This window comes from Thalassotalea litorea, from assembly GCF_043642205.1.
Classification (GTDB): domain Bacteria; phylum Pseudomonadota; class Gammaproteobacteria; order Enterobacterales; family Alteromonadaceae; genus Thalassotalea_A; species Thalassotalea_A litorea.
This window is the reverse complement of the sequence record NZ_JBHZSG010000001.1, coordinates 32786-48758: the sequence shown is the minus strand read 5'-3', so window position 1 is coordinate 48758 and position 15973 is coordinate 32786. Positions and strand designations below refer to the sequence as shown.

10 protein-coding genes are annotated in these 15973 nt (G+C 44.8%); 6 read left to right on the top strand and 4 right to left on the bottom strand.

Annotated features, from left to right (window positions below; genetic code table 11):
* Window positions 1-47: 47 nt before the first annotated feature.
* Complete coding sequence (locus tag ACHUFQ_RS00190; protein ID WP_394171848.1) at window positions 48-1535, top strand: sulfatase family protein; 1488 nt, start codon at window positions 48-50, stop codon at window positions 1533-1535.
* A gap of 165 nt (window positions 1536-1700) precedes the next feature.
* Here ACHUFQ_RS00190 and ACHUFQ_RS00185 read toward each other — a convergent pair whose 3' ends face one another.
* The 4 genes from ACHUFQ_RS00185 to ACHUFQ_RS00170 form a co-directional block, all read right to left on the bottom strand.
* Window positions 1701-3158, bottom strand: coding sequence for a sulfatase (locus ACHUFQ_RS00185; protein ID WP_394171846.1), 1458 nt, complete (start codon window positions 3156-3158; stop codon window positions 1701-1703).
* Entirely contained in the window at window positions 3148-4137 is a 990-nt protein-coding gene (gene kdgT / locus ACHUFQ_RS00180) for a 2-keto-3-deoxygluconate transporter (RefSeq protein WP_394171844.1), read from the bottom strand. The genes ACHUFQ_RS00185 and kdgT overlap by 11 nt, the downstream gene beginning before the upstream one ends.
* Window positions 4138-4295: 158 nt before the next feature.
* Window positions 4296-7205: a family 78 glycoside hydrolase catalytic domain gene (locus tag ACHUFQ_RS00175; protein ID WP_394171842.1), complete on the bottom strand. Its 2910-nt coding sequence runs from the start codon at window positions 7203-7205 to the stop codon at window positions 4296-4298.
* Window positions 7206-7870: 665 nt separating this feature from the next.
* Entirely contained in the window at window positions 7871-9343 is a 1473-nt protein-coding gene (locus ACHUFQ_RS00170; protein ID WP_394171841.1) for a sulfatase, read from the bottom strand.
* A 327-nt stretch (window positions 9344-9670) separates the two neighbouring features.
* On the opposite strand from ACHUFQ_RS00170, the gene ACHUFQ_RS00165 reads away from it, so the two are divergent.
* From ACHUFQ_RS00165 to ACHUFQ_RS00145, 5 genes are read left to right on the top strand one after another with little or no spacing between them, the layout of a single operon-like run.
* Window positions 9671-10882 (top strand): glycoside hydrolase family 88/105 protein, encoded by a 1212-nt coding sequence (locus tag ACHUFQ_RS00165; protein ID WP_394171839.1) that lies wholly within the window; start codon window positions 9671-9673, stop codon window positions 10880-10882.
* Between the two features lie 2 nt (window positions 10883-10884).
* Entirely contained in the window at window positions 10885-12099 is a 1215-nt protein-coding gene (locus ACHUFQ_RS00160) for a hypothetical protein (RefSeq protein WP_394171837.1), read from the top strand.
* An 11-nt stretch (window positions 12100-12110) separates the two neighbouring features.
* Window positions 12111-13640: a sulfatase-like hydrolase/transferase gene (locus tag ACHUFQ_RS00155; protein WP_394171835.1), complete on the top strand. Its 1530-nt coding sequence runs from the start codon at window positions 12111-12113 to the stop codon at window positions 13638-13640.
* Window positions 13633-14220, top strand: a complete 588-nt coding sequence (locus ACHUFQ_RS00150; RefSeq protein WP_394171833.1) for a gluconate 2-dehydrogenase subunit 3 family protein — start codon at window positions 13633-13635, stop codon at window positions 14218-14220. Before ACHUFQ_RS00155 ends, ACHUFQ_RS00150 begins: the two co-directional genes overlap by 8 nt.
* The gene (locus ACHUFQ_RS00145; protein WP_394171832.1) at window positions 14220-15911 is read left to right on the top strand and encodes a GMC oxidoreductase; all 1692 of its coding nucleotides are present in this window, start codon (window positions 14220-14222) and stop codon (window positions 15909-15911) included. Before ACHUFQ_RS00150 ends, ACHUFQ_RS00145 begins: the two co-directional genes overlap by 1 nt.
* Window positions 15912-15973 lie beyond the last annotated feature (62 nt).

Here is a 15973-nt window from a genome sequence, read left to right as displayed (position 1 = left end):
AAAGTGGTTACCTTTCCCTGCTATTCATCATATTGGTACCATCGACAATGACAAATAACACGTTACTGACAATTTCATTGAGCTTTATCGCAATCGTTTTAAGCGGCGTTACGAAAACCCAAGCAGGGGACAATGCATCAACAGCTCTGGCGCATACCAATAAGCCAAGCATTATTTTTTATTTAGCCGACGATCAAGATGTTTACGACTACGGTGTTTACGGCAATGAAAAAGTACATACTCCGGCGATCGATCAACTCGCTAATCAGGGCATGTTATTTGAAAACGCCTTTACGGCTCAGGCAATTTGCGCTCCCAGCAGAACGCAACTTTTTACCGGTAAATATCCATTAAAAAATGGTGCTTTTGCCAATCATACTCCGACTCGACCGAATATAAAGTCGGTGACCAAGCACATGCGAGCATTAGGTTATGATGTTGTTTTGGCTGGTAAAAGTCATGTTAAACCGGAAAACATCTATGACTGGGATCATGAGTGGCAACCGATCCCCAAAGCTGGCGTCCCTAGAGACTATATTCCCCTGGCAGACATCGAAACCTACTTTAAAACAGTCAACAAGCCTTTTGTCATGTTTATCACCTCAAAGTATCCCCACGGTAAGTATTTTGACGTAAAGAATCCAAATCCAGAAGACCTTAAATTTCATCCTTACGATGAGCATTTAAAACATAATGAAACCTATGTGAAGAAAAAAGCCGGCTATTACCGAAGTATTGAAGAGGACAATACCCAACTGGAACATGTTCTGGCATTGGTAGACACGCATTTAACCGACAATACGCTGTTTATTTATAGCGCTGATCACGGGGTCTCAGGCAAGTTTGGTGTTAAAGACATCGGTTTAAAAGTCCCTTTTATCGTGCGCTGGCCAAATGTCATAAAACCTAACTCTCGTTCTGAACAGTTAATTCACTATACTGACGTACTGCCAACCTTTATCGATATTGCCGGTGGTAATGCGGATCAAAGCATGGACGGAAAAAGCTTCTTAACCTTGCTAAATGGCGCCGACAAAGCCATTCACCAATACGTATATGGGGTCAGAACCAATCAAAATATTATTAATGCGCATATTTTTCCCTCGCGGATGATCCGCAGCAAGCGCTATAAATATATCCGTAACTTTAATGCGCTTGAGGTACTCGATAAAAACCTGGGCGACAAACCGAATATCAATGCATTTTTACGGCTTGGTGCAATGCAGCACCCCAATGAACCCTTTGAAGCATTGTATGACTTAGAGTCGGACCCGTTTGAGCAGCATAATTTAATCGCCGTTCCAGAATTGACCAACATCAAAAACCGACTACAAAAACAGTTATTTACATGGATGTCTGAACAAGGTGACTTTCTCACGGAAGGCTTTGGTAATATTCCTGTAATCACAGCACCAGCATTTAAGTTAGATCAAAACAATCCGCCACGCAGGACAAGTGTCGACAAAGCACTGGAAAATACCTTAAAACCACAGGATTATCTGCTAATAGAGCATTGGCAAGAGTCAATGCCATAGTGTGCACCGGGCATGAGTGACCGAATACAGATTTTGATACAAGGTTTCCTCGAGAGGAACGTCATTGATCCGAGGCAGGTGATAGTATTCACTATAACGGGGGAGGAGCAACCACCACCGCAAAGACCGTGTTATCGCTTGCCAATACCGATTAAATTACCCGGATTATTGACTCGTTGAGTACCCCTCACTTTGATTTTTTAATTGCTGAAGCTGTGCCGATAAACGTTTAACATCGCTGTGATAACGAGGCTCAAATACAACATTGGTTGTTTCCTGTGGATCTACTGCCAGATCAAATAACATCCTCTGCAGATGACCGTCAGCGGTCACATACTCCGTATATATTAATGTTTCAGTGATAACCGTATCTCCTTGTTTGAAACGAGAATAAACCACGGGTTTATGTACATCCTCAGGATTGGTTAATAACGGTACCAGGCTACGTCCGACCATTTGTTGTGATAATTGCTGATCAGGTTTCAACCCGGCAAGCTCAATCAAGGTTGGAAAAACATCAACCAGGCTCACCAAAGCATCCGATGTTAATGCCGCTTCACGGTCAGGCGCATCAATGATCAAAGGAATGTGTAACGCACTATTGAGCATATTATGCTTTCCCCAATAATTGTGTTCGCCTAAGTTAAATCCATGATCGCTGGTTAACACCACTATCGTATCGTCACGTAGTCCTAACGCATCTAGAGTAGCTAATATGTCACCCACCTGCTGGTCGATAAAACTCACAGCTGCGTAATATCCCAGTAACGACAATCGATGAAATTCATCCGAGTTATACTGGTGATTTTTAAAGTGATAGACGTGAATTTCACCAGAACCCGTTAAAGACTCCGGTGCATTGATTGGCTTAGTTCGCAATGTTGACGGTTGAAAGTCCGTCTGATTGTATAACTCAAAATACGTTTTTGGGGCGTTGAAAGGCAAGTGCGGTCGGCGAAACCCTGCGGCTAAGAAAAAGGGTTTATCCTGTTGCGCTAATCGTTTCAAATCAGCAATGGTTTTTTGTTTTACCTGACCATCATAATACGCCTCATCGTCGTGATTTGAGCGTTCGTACCAAGGTCCTCTATTGCCAAAACGTTTGCTCGGTTTCACATAGTTTTTTGAATCTTCACTAAAATATGCCGGTCCTTTGGCCTTGGGCTCCCATGCTGATTCGCTCCAACTCTCTTCATTTGAGTCTTCTCTACTGTGAAATACTTTGCCATTAGAAATGGTATGGTATCCGGCACTTTTAAAAAACTCTCCCATAGTCACGGCGTCAGGGACTTCGCGCTCTGCATTGGCGAGGTAATCAATAAATCGCGTTTTGTGAGGGTAAATACTGGTCATCATACTGGCTCGTGATGCGCCACAAACGGGAACATTCGCGTAGGCACGATTAAATAACATTCCCTGAGAGGCCAATTTATCTAAATTCGGGGTTATGGCTCTGGTATCCCCCATGGCGCCCATCGCCGTGCGATAATCATCGACCATGATCAGCAATACGTTCGGCTGTTTTTGAATGCCCGCCCCTGGTTGTTGCGTTAACGATACCGACTGGCAACCTGCCAGGTATAGAGTACATATCGAAAGTAACGCCGAAAGTTTAACTGACATACGCGCCCTCATAGTTATCATTGTCCTGCGGTTGATGCGCATAGCGTTTGTGATACATAGCCGTAATAATCGGTACTAAAATAGAGGTGACAATGACGCTTGTGGCAATTAATGCCGTGGCACTTTGTGCCGCGAGAGCAAATTTAGGCTCAATCGCTGCAATGGCAGCAGGGTTTGCGATTGCAGCGCCAGCCGTGGATGATGCGGCGACTCCCGCGGTGCCATTGCCTTTACCAATCCAGCGATCCGCAAGAACAAGTGGGATACCGGTAATAACAATGACTGCAAGCCCCAAAATGATACCCAGCAATCCAGTTTCCATGATAACGCTCAGATTAATCGTATTGCCTAATGCAAACCCGACAAATGGGATCATCACGGCACTGGCTCGGCTAAAGAATTCCCGTAAACTTACGTCTAAATTACCGAGAATGAAACCCGCAAGAAACGGTAAAACTGCGCCAATAAAATGGTGAAGTTCAAAGGATGCTGCGCCAACAGACCCCAAAATTAGCATGGTCATTAGTGGGCCCGATTCAAGCGACATTAAGATAAACGCACCGGATTCTTCTTTCGAGCCATACTGGTTCATCAAACTGGCATATAAACCTCCGTTTGTCATATCCATTGCAGAAACTAATGCCAGAGTTGAAAGCCCGGCAAATATGCCAGCTTCAACGCCATGTTCCGGTATTAGCGCCGCTGCAATTATCGCCACAAGCCATGCGGTAGCAACTTTGGTGATTACCAGAGTGCCGGATTTACGTAACACAGTTCCGGTGGAACGTAGGTTAATACTTGCACCAATACAAAAAAACCAAACGGCTAAAATGGGTAATATCCCGGTCATCATTCCTTTGGTAAAACCGCCAAAATAATCCGCCGAATTGGGTGCAAAAGTATTTATGAGTGCCCCTAGAAATAATGGTACCAGCATCATTCCACCGGGTACGCGCTCTATCGATTGTTTAATGTTCATGGGTATCTCACCTAATCTCGTTTCTATATTAGTTTTGTTGTTAAGTCTTGTTGTCTAGGGCTATTCGTGGTCGATGGCCGCATTATTACCAAGCGCTCGCTTTGGATGAAATGAAGGCGCATCGGCGGGAATTTCCTATCAATGTCGCCATTTCACGTTTAGGTTCCATTCAGGTTGATCTGCAGAACATATTGCCCGGCAGAATACTTTGCCGGTTGTTTTGTTTTAGCTCCCTTTGCGTTTATCTCAGGCACGCTCACATAAGCCACGGTGTTGTCAGGCACAGTGAATTTCCAGACAACGGTATCCGTTTCTCGCTGCCAGTGACTTTTTATCGTCCCATAATGGGTTTGGTAACTCACTTTGACCCAATCCAATCCGTCTACAAATTCAGGCTGTAACGCAAAATGTTGGTAACCGACGCTATCGTCCAGAGGCCTTATTCCCCCTAACCCTTCGTAAAACCAACCATCATAGCCACTGTGAAAAGGATGGTTTAGAGAAAAACCTGGCGCTTCGGTGCCATCCGGATCTTGCTGAGGATCATAAAACCCTTTGCGCTCCCAGAGTGTGGTGGCATTGAGCTCATTAAACATATAGTCATAACCCGGATAACCTTTGGCCTTAAAAATATTAAACGCCGTGTTGGCATAGCCAAAATCGCTTAAAGCCCGATAAAGATACGTTTGTCCAAGCGCGCCAACCGAAGCATGTCCATGCCAGTCGCGGATCACATTCTCATTGAGAGCATGAGCAATCGATGGCCGCAAATGTGCAGGGGCAATAGCAAACATAATTGCCATTGCATCGGCGGTTTGACTCCCATAATGACCAGTTTTAGGGTCGTAGAACTCCTGATGAAATTGCTCAGAGATACGCGTAAACAACTGCGAATAGTGTTTCGCTTGTTCGGGCTTGTTCAATTGCGTTGAGATGTTTGCCATCAGATCAGCGGTATGGGCAAACAATGCGGAACTGGTTATGGTTGGCGTTGTATGCTGCGGGCTGCACCTGCCATTGACACGCGGCGTGCCTGGCTTGACCACAGGATCACACCAGTCGCCATAACCGGCTCTGAGCAATGAATTCTCCAGTTTCGCTTCTCCAGCCTGCATATATTCCTGCATGCTTGGGTATTGATTTTGCAATAATTGCAGGTCGCCATAATGTCGATAGTGCTCCCAGGCAATAATAATCTCCGCGGCAGCCCAATCAAAATTGCCACCATGGGTGCGTTTTCCGGGAACGACGGCGGGTGCAACATAGGCAGCGGTTTTAAAATCTCCAAGATATTTTTGCCAGAAGTTTCCCATTTGATAGTTATAGTTACCGGTGATCAAGGCGGCGTGCGCATCACCAGTCCAGCCGGCGCGTTCACGAATAGGGCAATCCATTGGCAATGCCATCAAATTACTTTCATAGCCCCACAAAGCCGTCTCATGAATCCGATTTAACAGTGGATCGGAACTCTCAAAGGTGCCTGCCACAGCGACATCACTGCGCACTAAATGCGCAGAAATTGCGTCCAATGCTGGTTGTTCCTGCAACCCTGTCACTTCAACGTAGCGAAAACCATGCCAGGTAAATATTGGTGTCCAGGTACCTTGCTCATCACCAGTAGCAATATAGCCATCGACTTGTTTTAACAGGGGCGCACCGCCACCGGATTTAAGGCTAATGTTGCCAAACGTATCGACCCACTCCCCATAACGAAAGTAGACTGCCTGATCCTTTGATAAATTTAATTTCGCCAAATCAATGGTTGGTATGCCGGTGAAGTTTTGGCCGAAGTCGAATACCCATACATTGGCCTGCGGATTAAACATCGCCACCGGGGTGAGCTTTTTAATCGCTTTTATCGGGGGCAATAATTGCGGTTCTAACACCTTTGTTGGCCACTGGTTCAGGACTCTGACAGGCTGCCAGTCTTTTACCTCAAGACCAGTACGATTCCAGCCATCAATGGCTAAGTTAGCATCGAGTAATTCTCCTGAGAAAACCCCTTCTTTTACAATGGGAGAAGGATGACTTAACCAAGATTCATCTGACACGATAAGCTGACTCGAACCGTCATCATAAGTAACGTGCAATTGCGCAATAAATTTTGGTTGGCCGTAAGATAATGATTTTTTCTTGGCGGTTGAGGACTTTTTGTCGGGGTTGCTCCAGCGACTAAAAGCGATATTTTCGTCATACCAACCGCTCCCTAAGTGAACTGCGATGGTGTTTTTACCTGGCGACAAAAAATCAGATACGGCATCGGTATTGTATAAAATGCGTTGGTCGAAATCGGTTTGCCCGGGGTCCATGATACGGTCATCAACATTCCTGCCATTCAAATAAACTTCATAATAGCCTGCGGCGGTACTATGCAGTTTAGCCTTAACAATCTTTCTACCATCAAGGTGAAAATCATGCCTGAACAAAGCAGCGGTTGGTTGCTCGATTAGCTGTTTCAGCACCTGGTGTTGCGTATCTCTTTTGCTTTGATTCAATTTTGGATTAGTTAAATCCGCGGCCAAACGCATCCAGTGTTCAACGGCATCATTGTTCTGTACCGCAACTTGTTGTTCCGCCTGAATCCATTTGGCCTGCCAGGAATGGGCACTAAGCAGACCCATCTCCCAATATTCTGCCTGACTCCAGGCTCCCGGATTAATAGCATCATCCGACCAAACCCGGACACGCCACACAGCCCGTTGATTCGCCTTCAACGTCTTACCTTGATATGGGATATTGACCGAGCGGCTCGAATCGACTTTACCGCTGTCCCATAAATCAGACTCGCCGTCATGTAGCTTAGCCAGAGTCGTTGCAACCTGAATCTGGTAGTAACGTTGTCGTTCGACATTCGCATGCCATGACATATTGGCATTGCCATTATGGACATTTAAGGGCGTTTTATTGCCCTCAATAAGTAGATTTGATGGACTTAACGACGTTTCCTGTGTCGACTTCTGTATCGATTTAGCGGTAATTTCTTCAGCGGTTGGTTGCGGTGAACACCCCAAGCATATCGCGCTGATCGCTACCCAGAAAATCAATCTGCTACGCCCATTTTTCATCATACTCTTCTCTGTTTATTTTATGATCATGCTGCCAACCCAAACGATTGAGGCGAAAAGATTCAATCCCATCGAAGCCGGTCCAGATCTGTCTAAGCCCTGCATTCTCTCAATACACAGAGGAAACCCGACGTGATGTTATTAAACTAGCGCATGATATTTTGTTATAGGTGCTAGCCAAACTAACAAACTTCAGATTGAAACTGAAGCAATTAATGAGCACAAATGATTATATGTGACCACTTTTGAGCTGTGCAAAAAAACGAGTAACGCTCATGGCATAGAAAAATGTTGAGTTGTACAACGTTTAGGAAACGCTGTAACAGAAGATAATGTAAGGAGTTAACACCGCGACCGATGCAAGCCGCGTATATCCATCAGACATCCGGTAAGACTTTGAAGGGGTGTCGTTCAGGATATAAGCCACAAATAGCTGTGCAAACCAATGTTCGCATGAGTCGGATAATTACAGACATGAAAATAACCCGTTTTTTCGATGCATTAACATAAATCGGTTATGCAACATTATGGTTTTCCCCATCCATCGTGATAGTTCAAACTTCGCCGCGATCAACTCGGGCTTGTGGTTTTTCGCGACTTTAAAAGTTGATTTATCGGCGTATTCCAATAGCGCTAGCTATTTTTAACCAGGGCCATCCATCCTAATATCACTCAAACTTTGTGTGTATTTTGAGCTCATCTATCAGTTGTTGATTTATATCTGCGTCATATTCAGGGTTAAGCTGTGTTGGCATATCTGCGCCCGTTTTGAGTCGCCATGCCTGCAGTTTTGCTTTCAGTTCATTCAACTTTTCTGGTAATTTCGCGGCCAGGTTATGTGTTTCAGCCATATCTTTGGCAAGGTCGTACAATTCATACTCATCGTCCTCAAAGTAATGAATCAACTTCCAGCTGCCACTGCGCATCGCACTACCCGGGCGAGTCCGAAATAAGGGATCCTGGCTCTGGTCTGTTGCTGCATTACGTGCTTGCAGGTATACAGGAAAGTGCCAAAAAAGATCGCGGGATTCTATGAATTGCTGGTCCAACAACACCGAACTTAAATCGATACCATCCAACACTTGATTTGGCCGTTGCGCATTTGCCACACTTAGTAATGTCGGGTAAAAATCGGCATTGATTACCGGCGTGTGGTTGACGCCAGATGGGATGTGATCTGGCCAACGAACCAGCAATGGTACACGCAAGCCGCCATCGTAATAAGAGCCTTTGCCCGCGCGCAGAGGCGATGGGAAATTAGACATACGATAACCACCATTATCTGAAGTAAAAATCACTAAGGTGTTGGCCGCTATATTTTCAGCCTCCAATGCTGTCAAAATACGACCGACATTGCTATCCATCAGTTCAACCATTGCCGCGTAGGTTGCTTGTTTTTCGTCTGTTATACCTTTTTGATGGTATTTTTTGACTTTATCGGCAGCTGCTTGGAACGGTGTATGCACGGTATAGTAAGGAAGATATGCAAAAAATGGCGTGTCTTTCTGGGTTCTCACCCAGTCAATCACTTCCGATGTCAGGCGATGAGTCAAGTACTCGCCTTTTGGACCATCCTGAATATTAGGTAACTCGTATGGACTAAAGTAATGAAAGGTCATTCCCTGATGACTACCGGCAACATTGATATCAAACCCTTGGGAATCCGGATCTGCACCTAAATGCCATTTGCCAAAATGGCCGGTGGCATATCCCGCAGTTTTTAACGCTTCAGCTAGGGTAATGACGTCTGGTTTTAAACCACGCTGATTTTTTATCGGAATTAATTTGCGTGCTTTTGCATTTCCTCTTGCCGAAGGCGATACCGTATAGACACCATGGCGAGGGCCATATTGTCCTGACATCAACACCGCCCGGCTTGGGGCGCAATTCGCCGCGCCAGCATATGCATTATCAAACTGTAAACTTTGTCGGGCTAACGCATCAATATTGGGTGTCTCAAATAAATCCGTTGTTTGGTTATAGCCAATATCAGACCAACCCAAATCATCGACCACAATCATGATGATGTTCGGTGGCGTTTTAACGCGAGTAGACATCGAGGAAAATGCGAATGCCGTCAGGCTTAAGGCACATGTCGACAATGCTGCGGTTAATAGCAATAAGGAATGGGATAATTTCATTTATGCTCCTGTATTCTTATTTTTATGGCGTATTTCTATGATTCGAAACGTTAAGTCACGCCACCCCTGGAGCAGACCCAAAACGGCGTTTTTGATTACCCGATCATTATAAAAACCATGTTTCATCGTTAACTTAGCGCCCCTGCTTTCTCGCAGACGCCGATCAAATTAACAAACTTCCGGTTGAAACTGAAGTACTTCTTGAGTAATTATGATTTATAATGACCAAGTTTGATTTTTATAGTATAAGTTATCAAAACTTGTCGAATTGAAAGCTGTCGATGTATACGGCTATCTCTAAAAATTCTGCCATCGGGAAAGGAAATCATGCCAGTTAACATACCAATATTCTGTTCTTCATTGTTATTTCTATTGGCGTTTTATGTCGGTAGTGCCGCAAGTACAGAGCAGCACGATTGCTCGCTGCCGGATACAAATACGCCGGCAGTGCAAGCTCCGACTCAAGGGTGTGCTGTGATACTTGGCAATAAAGTAGCCCAGTGGCAAATCAATCACCTAGACAATTTTGATTACCTGGCACCGCGTTACCACCACGCGTCATCAAATCCACAGGGCTGGATTCAGGCAGCATTTTATATTGGCTTAACTCGCTGGGTCGATACGGTTAATGATCCGCACATGCTGGCTCATATTGAGACAATGGCGAAAGCACAGCAATATTCATTGCGTCTGTCTCGGGGCAAACACGCCGACGATCATGCCATTGGCCAAACCTATTTATGGCTGGCCGAGAGAACCGGCAATAAAGCCGCTTATCAACCTGTAAAAGCATTGTTCGATGAAATTCTCGCCAACCCTTCAACGGTGAGTTTGGAAATGAATGAATCGCTCCCCAAACCCAAAGCTTATGAAAGCGTTTGTCAGGACCGCTGGTGTTGGGCAGATGCGTTGTTTATGGCCCCAAGAACCTGGCTTAAACTAAGCAACATCACCCAGGATAAAAAGTATTTTGACTTTGCCGATCAGGAGTTCTGGCTCACCGTAGACTACTTATTTTCAGAACAACATGGGCTATTTTACCGCGACAGTCGCTATTTTGATAAAGTCAGTGATAACAACCAACCTGTCTTTTGGAGTCGAGGCAATGGCTGGGTTTTTGCTGCGTTACCGCTATTGATCGAGGAACTTCCTCAACACCACCCTTCACGAAATAATTATATCGAACTCTACAAAAAATTCGCCAAAGGGTTAGTGAGCGTTCAAAAACCTGATGGTTATTGGCCCGCCTCGTTACTGGATCCAGATAAAGTAAAAACGCCAGAAGTTAGCGGCACTGGATTCATCACCTTTGGATTGGCATGGGGTGTAAATAACCAGATCCTTACTGACGACATCTATAAACAAGCGGTAAAAAATGGCTGGCAAGCGATTACACGTGCGATTGCCACAAACGGACGTGTTAACTGGGTACAACAAGTTGGCAAAGCACCTGATCCGGTAAACAAACAAGACACTCAGCTTTATGGTGTTGGAGCTGTGTTACTGGCAGCGTCAGAAATGACCCGTTACGAGGAGTAACCATGACCGCCGCTACCTATATGCACCGTGGCTTGCTGCCTTTATTCGTTCTGGCTCTGAGCTTGGGCTCTAATTTTACCGTTCAGGGTGACGAAGGCGTCCCACCAAATACTGAAAACTCTCTGGTAATCGAGGCAGAAAATTTCGCCAGCCAACACCTGGACAGCAAACGCCGCTGGATCGTGTTTTCTAAAGAAAGCCAGCCTCATCACTACCCTGATGCAGATCAGCCTCACTATCACAACGCCAGTGCGGGAAAATACATAGAATTGTTGCCCGACACACGCACCAATCATCATGAATTGCTGGAACAAGGTGAAAACTTTAGTCAACAACCCGGAAAACTCGCGATACTTAGCTACCCAACCTATTTTGCCTCGCCGGGAAAATACTACGTTTGGGCTCGCGCCTATAGCACGGGCAGTGAAGACAATGGCGTCCATATCGGTCTTAATGGGCAATGGCCAGCTTCCGGTCAACGCCTGCAATTATGTCAAGGTAAACACCAGTGGACCTGGTCTTCGGCACAACGCAGCAAAGAAAACCATTGTGGCGTTGCCAACACCATAAGCCTGGATATCCCTTCCGCGGGTGTGCATACCATCCAGGTATCGATGCGTGAAGATGGCTTTGAATTAGATCAGTTATTGCTGACCATGAATAAAGATGTTCAGCCTCAAGGTATAGTGCCAGGCAAACCCAAGGTCTCTTCGGCGCCCCTTGAGAAGAAAGTGATGTTGCATCAGATTGATAATTATCAGCGAATATTGGCTGCCCCTACAGATTTCACGTATCCCACAAGCAATAATCATGACGTTGAGCAAATCCCATTTTATCACCACAAAAAAGAGCATGCCTTGGCAATCAATGCTGTACAGCAAACCTTTCGCAATCAATTTGCTTACGCCGAGTATCAAGTGCAGGCAAAAGAAGCCGGTCAATACACACTAACGCTGGTTACCCTCTCTGAAATTGATGGTGAATCAAAATACCAGGTCATGATTAACGATAAGATCGTCGGTCAATTTCAAAACCCAGAGACGGCAATCGATTATCAGGAAGCTTATTTTCATATCGATAAGGTTACACTTTTAAAAGATGACATAATCAAAGTGGCGGCAATGGCCGTCACCAATGGCAAAATACCTGAAAATGGTGGTACTGCGTTTGCTCGAGGCCGCTGGCGGGCATTAGTGTTGAGTCGTCCAGAATCATAAATGGAATGCAAATGAAGTTAGAAAAAGAACAATCCGCTGTTTTCTTTAACGTATCGATACCCAGCATTATTCTGCTAATGATGGTTAGTCTGACTATGATGGCCTGCAACAGCGCGTCAATGCCTGAACATGGCACTCAAGCTTCCCCAGCCAGGCCCAATGTTTTATTTATTCTTGCTGATGACCATCGCTGGGATTTGATTGGTAAATATCACCCTATTATCAAAACCCCGAATTTAGATCGGCTAGCGAATAAAGGGACAGTGTTTACCAACGCATTTGTAACCACCCCAATTTGTGCAACATCGCGGGTTAGTATATTAACGAGTTTAACCGAGCGTACCCATGATTTTACCTTTGGTCGCCCGGCTACCGGCATTGACGAAAGCAATAGCATTTACCCAAAAATTTTAAAGGATAATGGCTATCGCTCTGCATTTGTTGGTAAATATGAGATTAAGCTGTCAGGCAAATCGGAAGATAAATTTGATTACTTTAAAGAATTGCTACAAACCAGAACGGTTGAGTACCAAGGTGAAGAGATACCACAGACTTATCATATTGCAGAATTAGCCAAAGCGTTTATCGCACAACCGGAAAATGACAACACCCCCTGGGTCATGGCCGTCAATTTTTGGGATCCGCATGCACACGATAGCGATCAAGAAAATCAATACCACTATCCTGAAGAATTCGAACAGTATTATCAGCATGTCACAATTCCAGACGCCAAGTTTTCTCGTGATACAACCTTCGCCGAACTGCCTCAATTTTTACAGGAATCGATTGGCCATGTACGTTGGCAGTACCGTTACGGCAGTGATGAACTCTATCAAAAAATGGTTAAACGGCATTACCGGGCAATTAGTGGTGTGGATAAAGCCGTTGGGATGATTTACGCCGAATTAGAGAAGCAAGGAATTGCCGATGATACGGTGATTATTTATGCCGGGGACAATGGCTATAACATCAACGAACGTCAATTAGCGGGCAAATGGTTTGGTTGGGAAGAAGACTTGAGAATTCCTCTTATCATTTACGACCCTCGCAACAAAGCGGCACAAGGGCAGGAAAAATCTGAAATGGCCTTAAATATTGATATTGCGCCGACGATTTTAGCGTTAGCTGGTGTGCAGGCACCAAAGAGCTATCAAGGGGAAAGTCTGGTTCCATTATTACAAAATGACCAACACGCAAGTGATTCCTGGCGCCAGGAATTCTTTTTCGAACATATGTATCAACCTAAACGCGTATCAATTCCGCCAACGGTTGGTATGAGAACTAAACAGTGGAAATATGTAGATTTTTACAAGCACGATTTTCAACAGCTATATGACCTAACCAAAGATCCACAAGAAGCTAAAAATCTTGCTAACTCTCCTCAACACCAGGCCATATTAAAAGAGTTAAGCGAGCGTACCGATGTTTATATCCAAGAATATGAACGTCAACGCACATCCGAAGTTAAGCAACGAACGTCATTTGTTAACCAACGTAATGAACAAGATTCACAAAATAAGAAGAATAACGAATATGAATAGACGTAAAGTTTTAAAATATGCGGCTATGGTTACGGGGACTGCGATTTGTGCCCCCCTGACCTCGGCTTTGCTAATGGGCTGTAGCGAACAATCCGTGACTGACACCGCCAAGCCAATCCCACTGACTGCCTCACAAGTGCCTGAATTTTTTGATCGGGAAACCTTTGAGGCAATCACCCAAATTATGGATACGATTTTACCAAAAACAGACTCGCCATCCGCTTCCGAGGTGAAGGTCCATTTGATTATGGACAATATGTTTCACAAGGTCTTTGATGAAAAGTACCGTCAGCGCTTTTTAAAACAATTCGCACACCTTAATGATTATTTGGCAAGTAACAACTTTTATCACGCAGGCCCTCAGGCACAATTAAAGCAATTACACCGATTAGAAGCCATGACATCTGAGCCTGAAAACCCTGTGTACCGAGCGTATATCGATTTAAAACAACAAACCATCTCTTACTATTTATCAACCGAAGAAATTGGTGAGAATTACCTTAACTATTTACCCATCCCTGGCGGCTACACACCTTGTGTAACCGTTGCAGAGGTTGGTGGCAAAGCGTGGGCTGAATAATGAATAATAATACGTTTGACGCCATTGTCATTGGCTCTGGAATTTCAGGTGGCTATAGTGCCATGGAACTTTGTAAAAAAGGCTATAAAACCTTAATGCTTGAACGTGGCCGTATGGTCAATCATGGTGAATACCCAACCGCAATGATGGATAAGTGGGATTTACCTAATCAAGGCGAAGTAAGTCTGGAAGAAAAACAAAAACACTACGGTAAACAAGAAAGACTGCATTGGTGGGTTAAAGAAGACGTTAAGCATTTTATTAATAAAGATGACGAATACCCATATGACGAAGATGAACGCTTTGACTGGATCCGTGGCCACCATGTTGGCGGTCGCTCCGTTATGTGGGGACGTCACTGCCCACGTTGGAGTGATATCGACTTTGAAGCCAATAAAAAAGAAGGGATCGCTATCGATTGGCCGATTCGTTACAAAGATATCGAGTCATGGTATGACTATGTAGAGACTTTTGTCGGTGTGGCAGGGCAAGCAGAAGGCTTAAAACAGGCTCCCGATGGTAAATTTATTGCCCCGTTCCCACTCAATTGTGTCGAACAAAAAATGCGTGAGGCGGTTAACGAAATGTATCCGGAACGAGTTGTCACGCCTTGTCGAATCGCGAATTTAAGCGAATACAATCCTGAGGTGCATTTAGGCAGTCGCGGACAGTGCCAGGCCCGTAATCGCTGTAAACGTGGTTGCCCATTCGGGGCGTATTTTAGCACTCAATCGGCAACCTTACCGGTCGCTCAGCAAACCAACAATCTCACTTTGCAATCGGATGCTATCGTGATGGAAATTATCTACGATACGCAGCTAAAGAAGGCAACCGGCGTCAAAGTGAAAGATGCCAACACAGGTGTGATCACCGAATATTACGCACGCATTATATTCTGTAATGCGAGTACCGTAGGTACCGCCGCGATTTTGCTCAATAGTCGCTCAGAAGCCTTTCCAAATGGATTAGGTAATAGCAGTGGTGAATTAGGCCATAACTTAATGGACCACCATTATGGTATGGGCGCTTCGGGCACACTGGATGACTATGAAGACGCCTATTACAAAGGCCGCAAGCCAAAAGGCTTTTTTATACCACCATTCACCAACATTGATGAACGGACCAGACAAAAAGACTACCTGAGAAACTTTAGTTATCAAGGGGGTGCCCGACGAACACACAACAACCCAAGCGGTGTTGTTGGTGCAGACTTAAAAGAGGCCATATTAAAACCCGGTAAATGGCGTATTGGCATGGAATGTTTTGGCGAAATTTTGCCATATCATGAAAACCGTATGTACCTGAACTTTGATAAACGCGATAAACATGGCATGCCGATTATCACTTTTGACGCTAAACTACGCGAAAATGAATTAAAAATGCGAGAACATGGCATAAAGTGTGCTGTAGAGATGCTTGAAGCTGCAGGCTGTACCGACATTCGTACGCACAATCGAACAACGGCACCTGGCGCATGTATTCACGAGATGGGCACCGCTCGAATGGGCCATGACCCAAAGACCAGTGTATTGAACAAGTGGAATCAACTCCATGATGTGGAGAATGTTTTTGTTACCGATGGCGCTTGCATGACAAGCTCAGGTACGCAAAACCCAAGCATTACTTACATGGCATTATCAGCACGTGCGGTTGATTATGCCGATAAACAAATCAAAGCTGGAAAGCTATAAAACGATAAGGTTTGGAAATTAATACAAGGTATTATGGCATCATTGGCGAAATTAACCCGCAG

What these genes read in the sequence shown, in the direction of transcription:
- ACHUFQ_RS00190 (WP_394171848.1), top strand. Translation starts at nt 48, where the DNA reads ATGACAAATAACACGTTACTGACAATTTCATTGAGCTTTATCGCAATC.
- ACHUFQ_RS00185 (WP_394171846.1), bottom strand. Translation starts at nt 3,158, where the DNA reads ATGTCAGTTAAACTTTCGGCGTTACTTTCGATATGTACTCTATACCTG.
- kdgT (WP_394171844.1), bottom strand. Translation starts at nt 4,137, where the DNA reads ATGAACATTAAACAATCGATAGAGCGCGTACCCGGTGGAATGATGCTG.
- ACHUFQ_RS00175 (WP_394171842.1), bottom strand. Translation starts at nt 7,205, where the DNA reads ATGATGAAAAATGGGCGTAGCAGATTGATTTTCTGGGTAGCGATCAGC.
- ACHUFQ_RS00170 (WP_394171841.1), bottom strand. Translation starts at nt 9,343, where the DNA reads ATGAAATTATCCCATTCCTTATTGCTATTAACCGCAGCATTGTCGACA.
- ACHUFQ_RS00165 (WP_394171839.1), top strand. Translation starts at nt 9,671, where the DNA reads ATGCCAGTTAACATACCAATATTCTGTTCTTCATTGTTATTTCTATTG.
- ACHUFQ_RS00160 (WP_394171837.1), top strand. Translation starts at nt 10,885, where the DNA reads ATGACCGCCGCTACCTATATGCACCGTGGCTTGCTGCCTTTATTCGTT.
- ACHUFQ_RS00155 (WP_394171835.1), top strand. Translation starts at nt 12,111, where the DNA reads ATGAAGTTAGAAAAAGAACAATCCGCTGTTTTCTTTAACGTATCGATA.
- ACHUFQ_RS00150 (WP_394171833.1), top strand. Translation starts at nt 13,633, where the DNA reads ATGAATAGACGTAAAGTTTTAAAATATGCGGCTATGGTTACGGGGACT.
- ACHUFQ_RS00145 (WP_394171832.1), top strand. Translation starts at nt 14,220, where the DNA reads ATGAATAATAATACGTTTGACGCCATTGTCATTGGCTCTGGAATTTCA.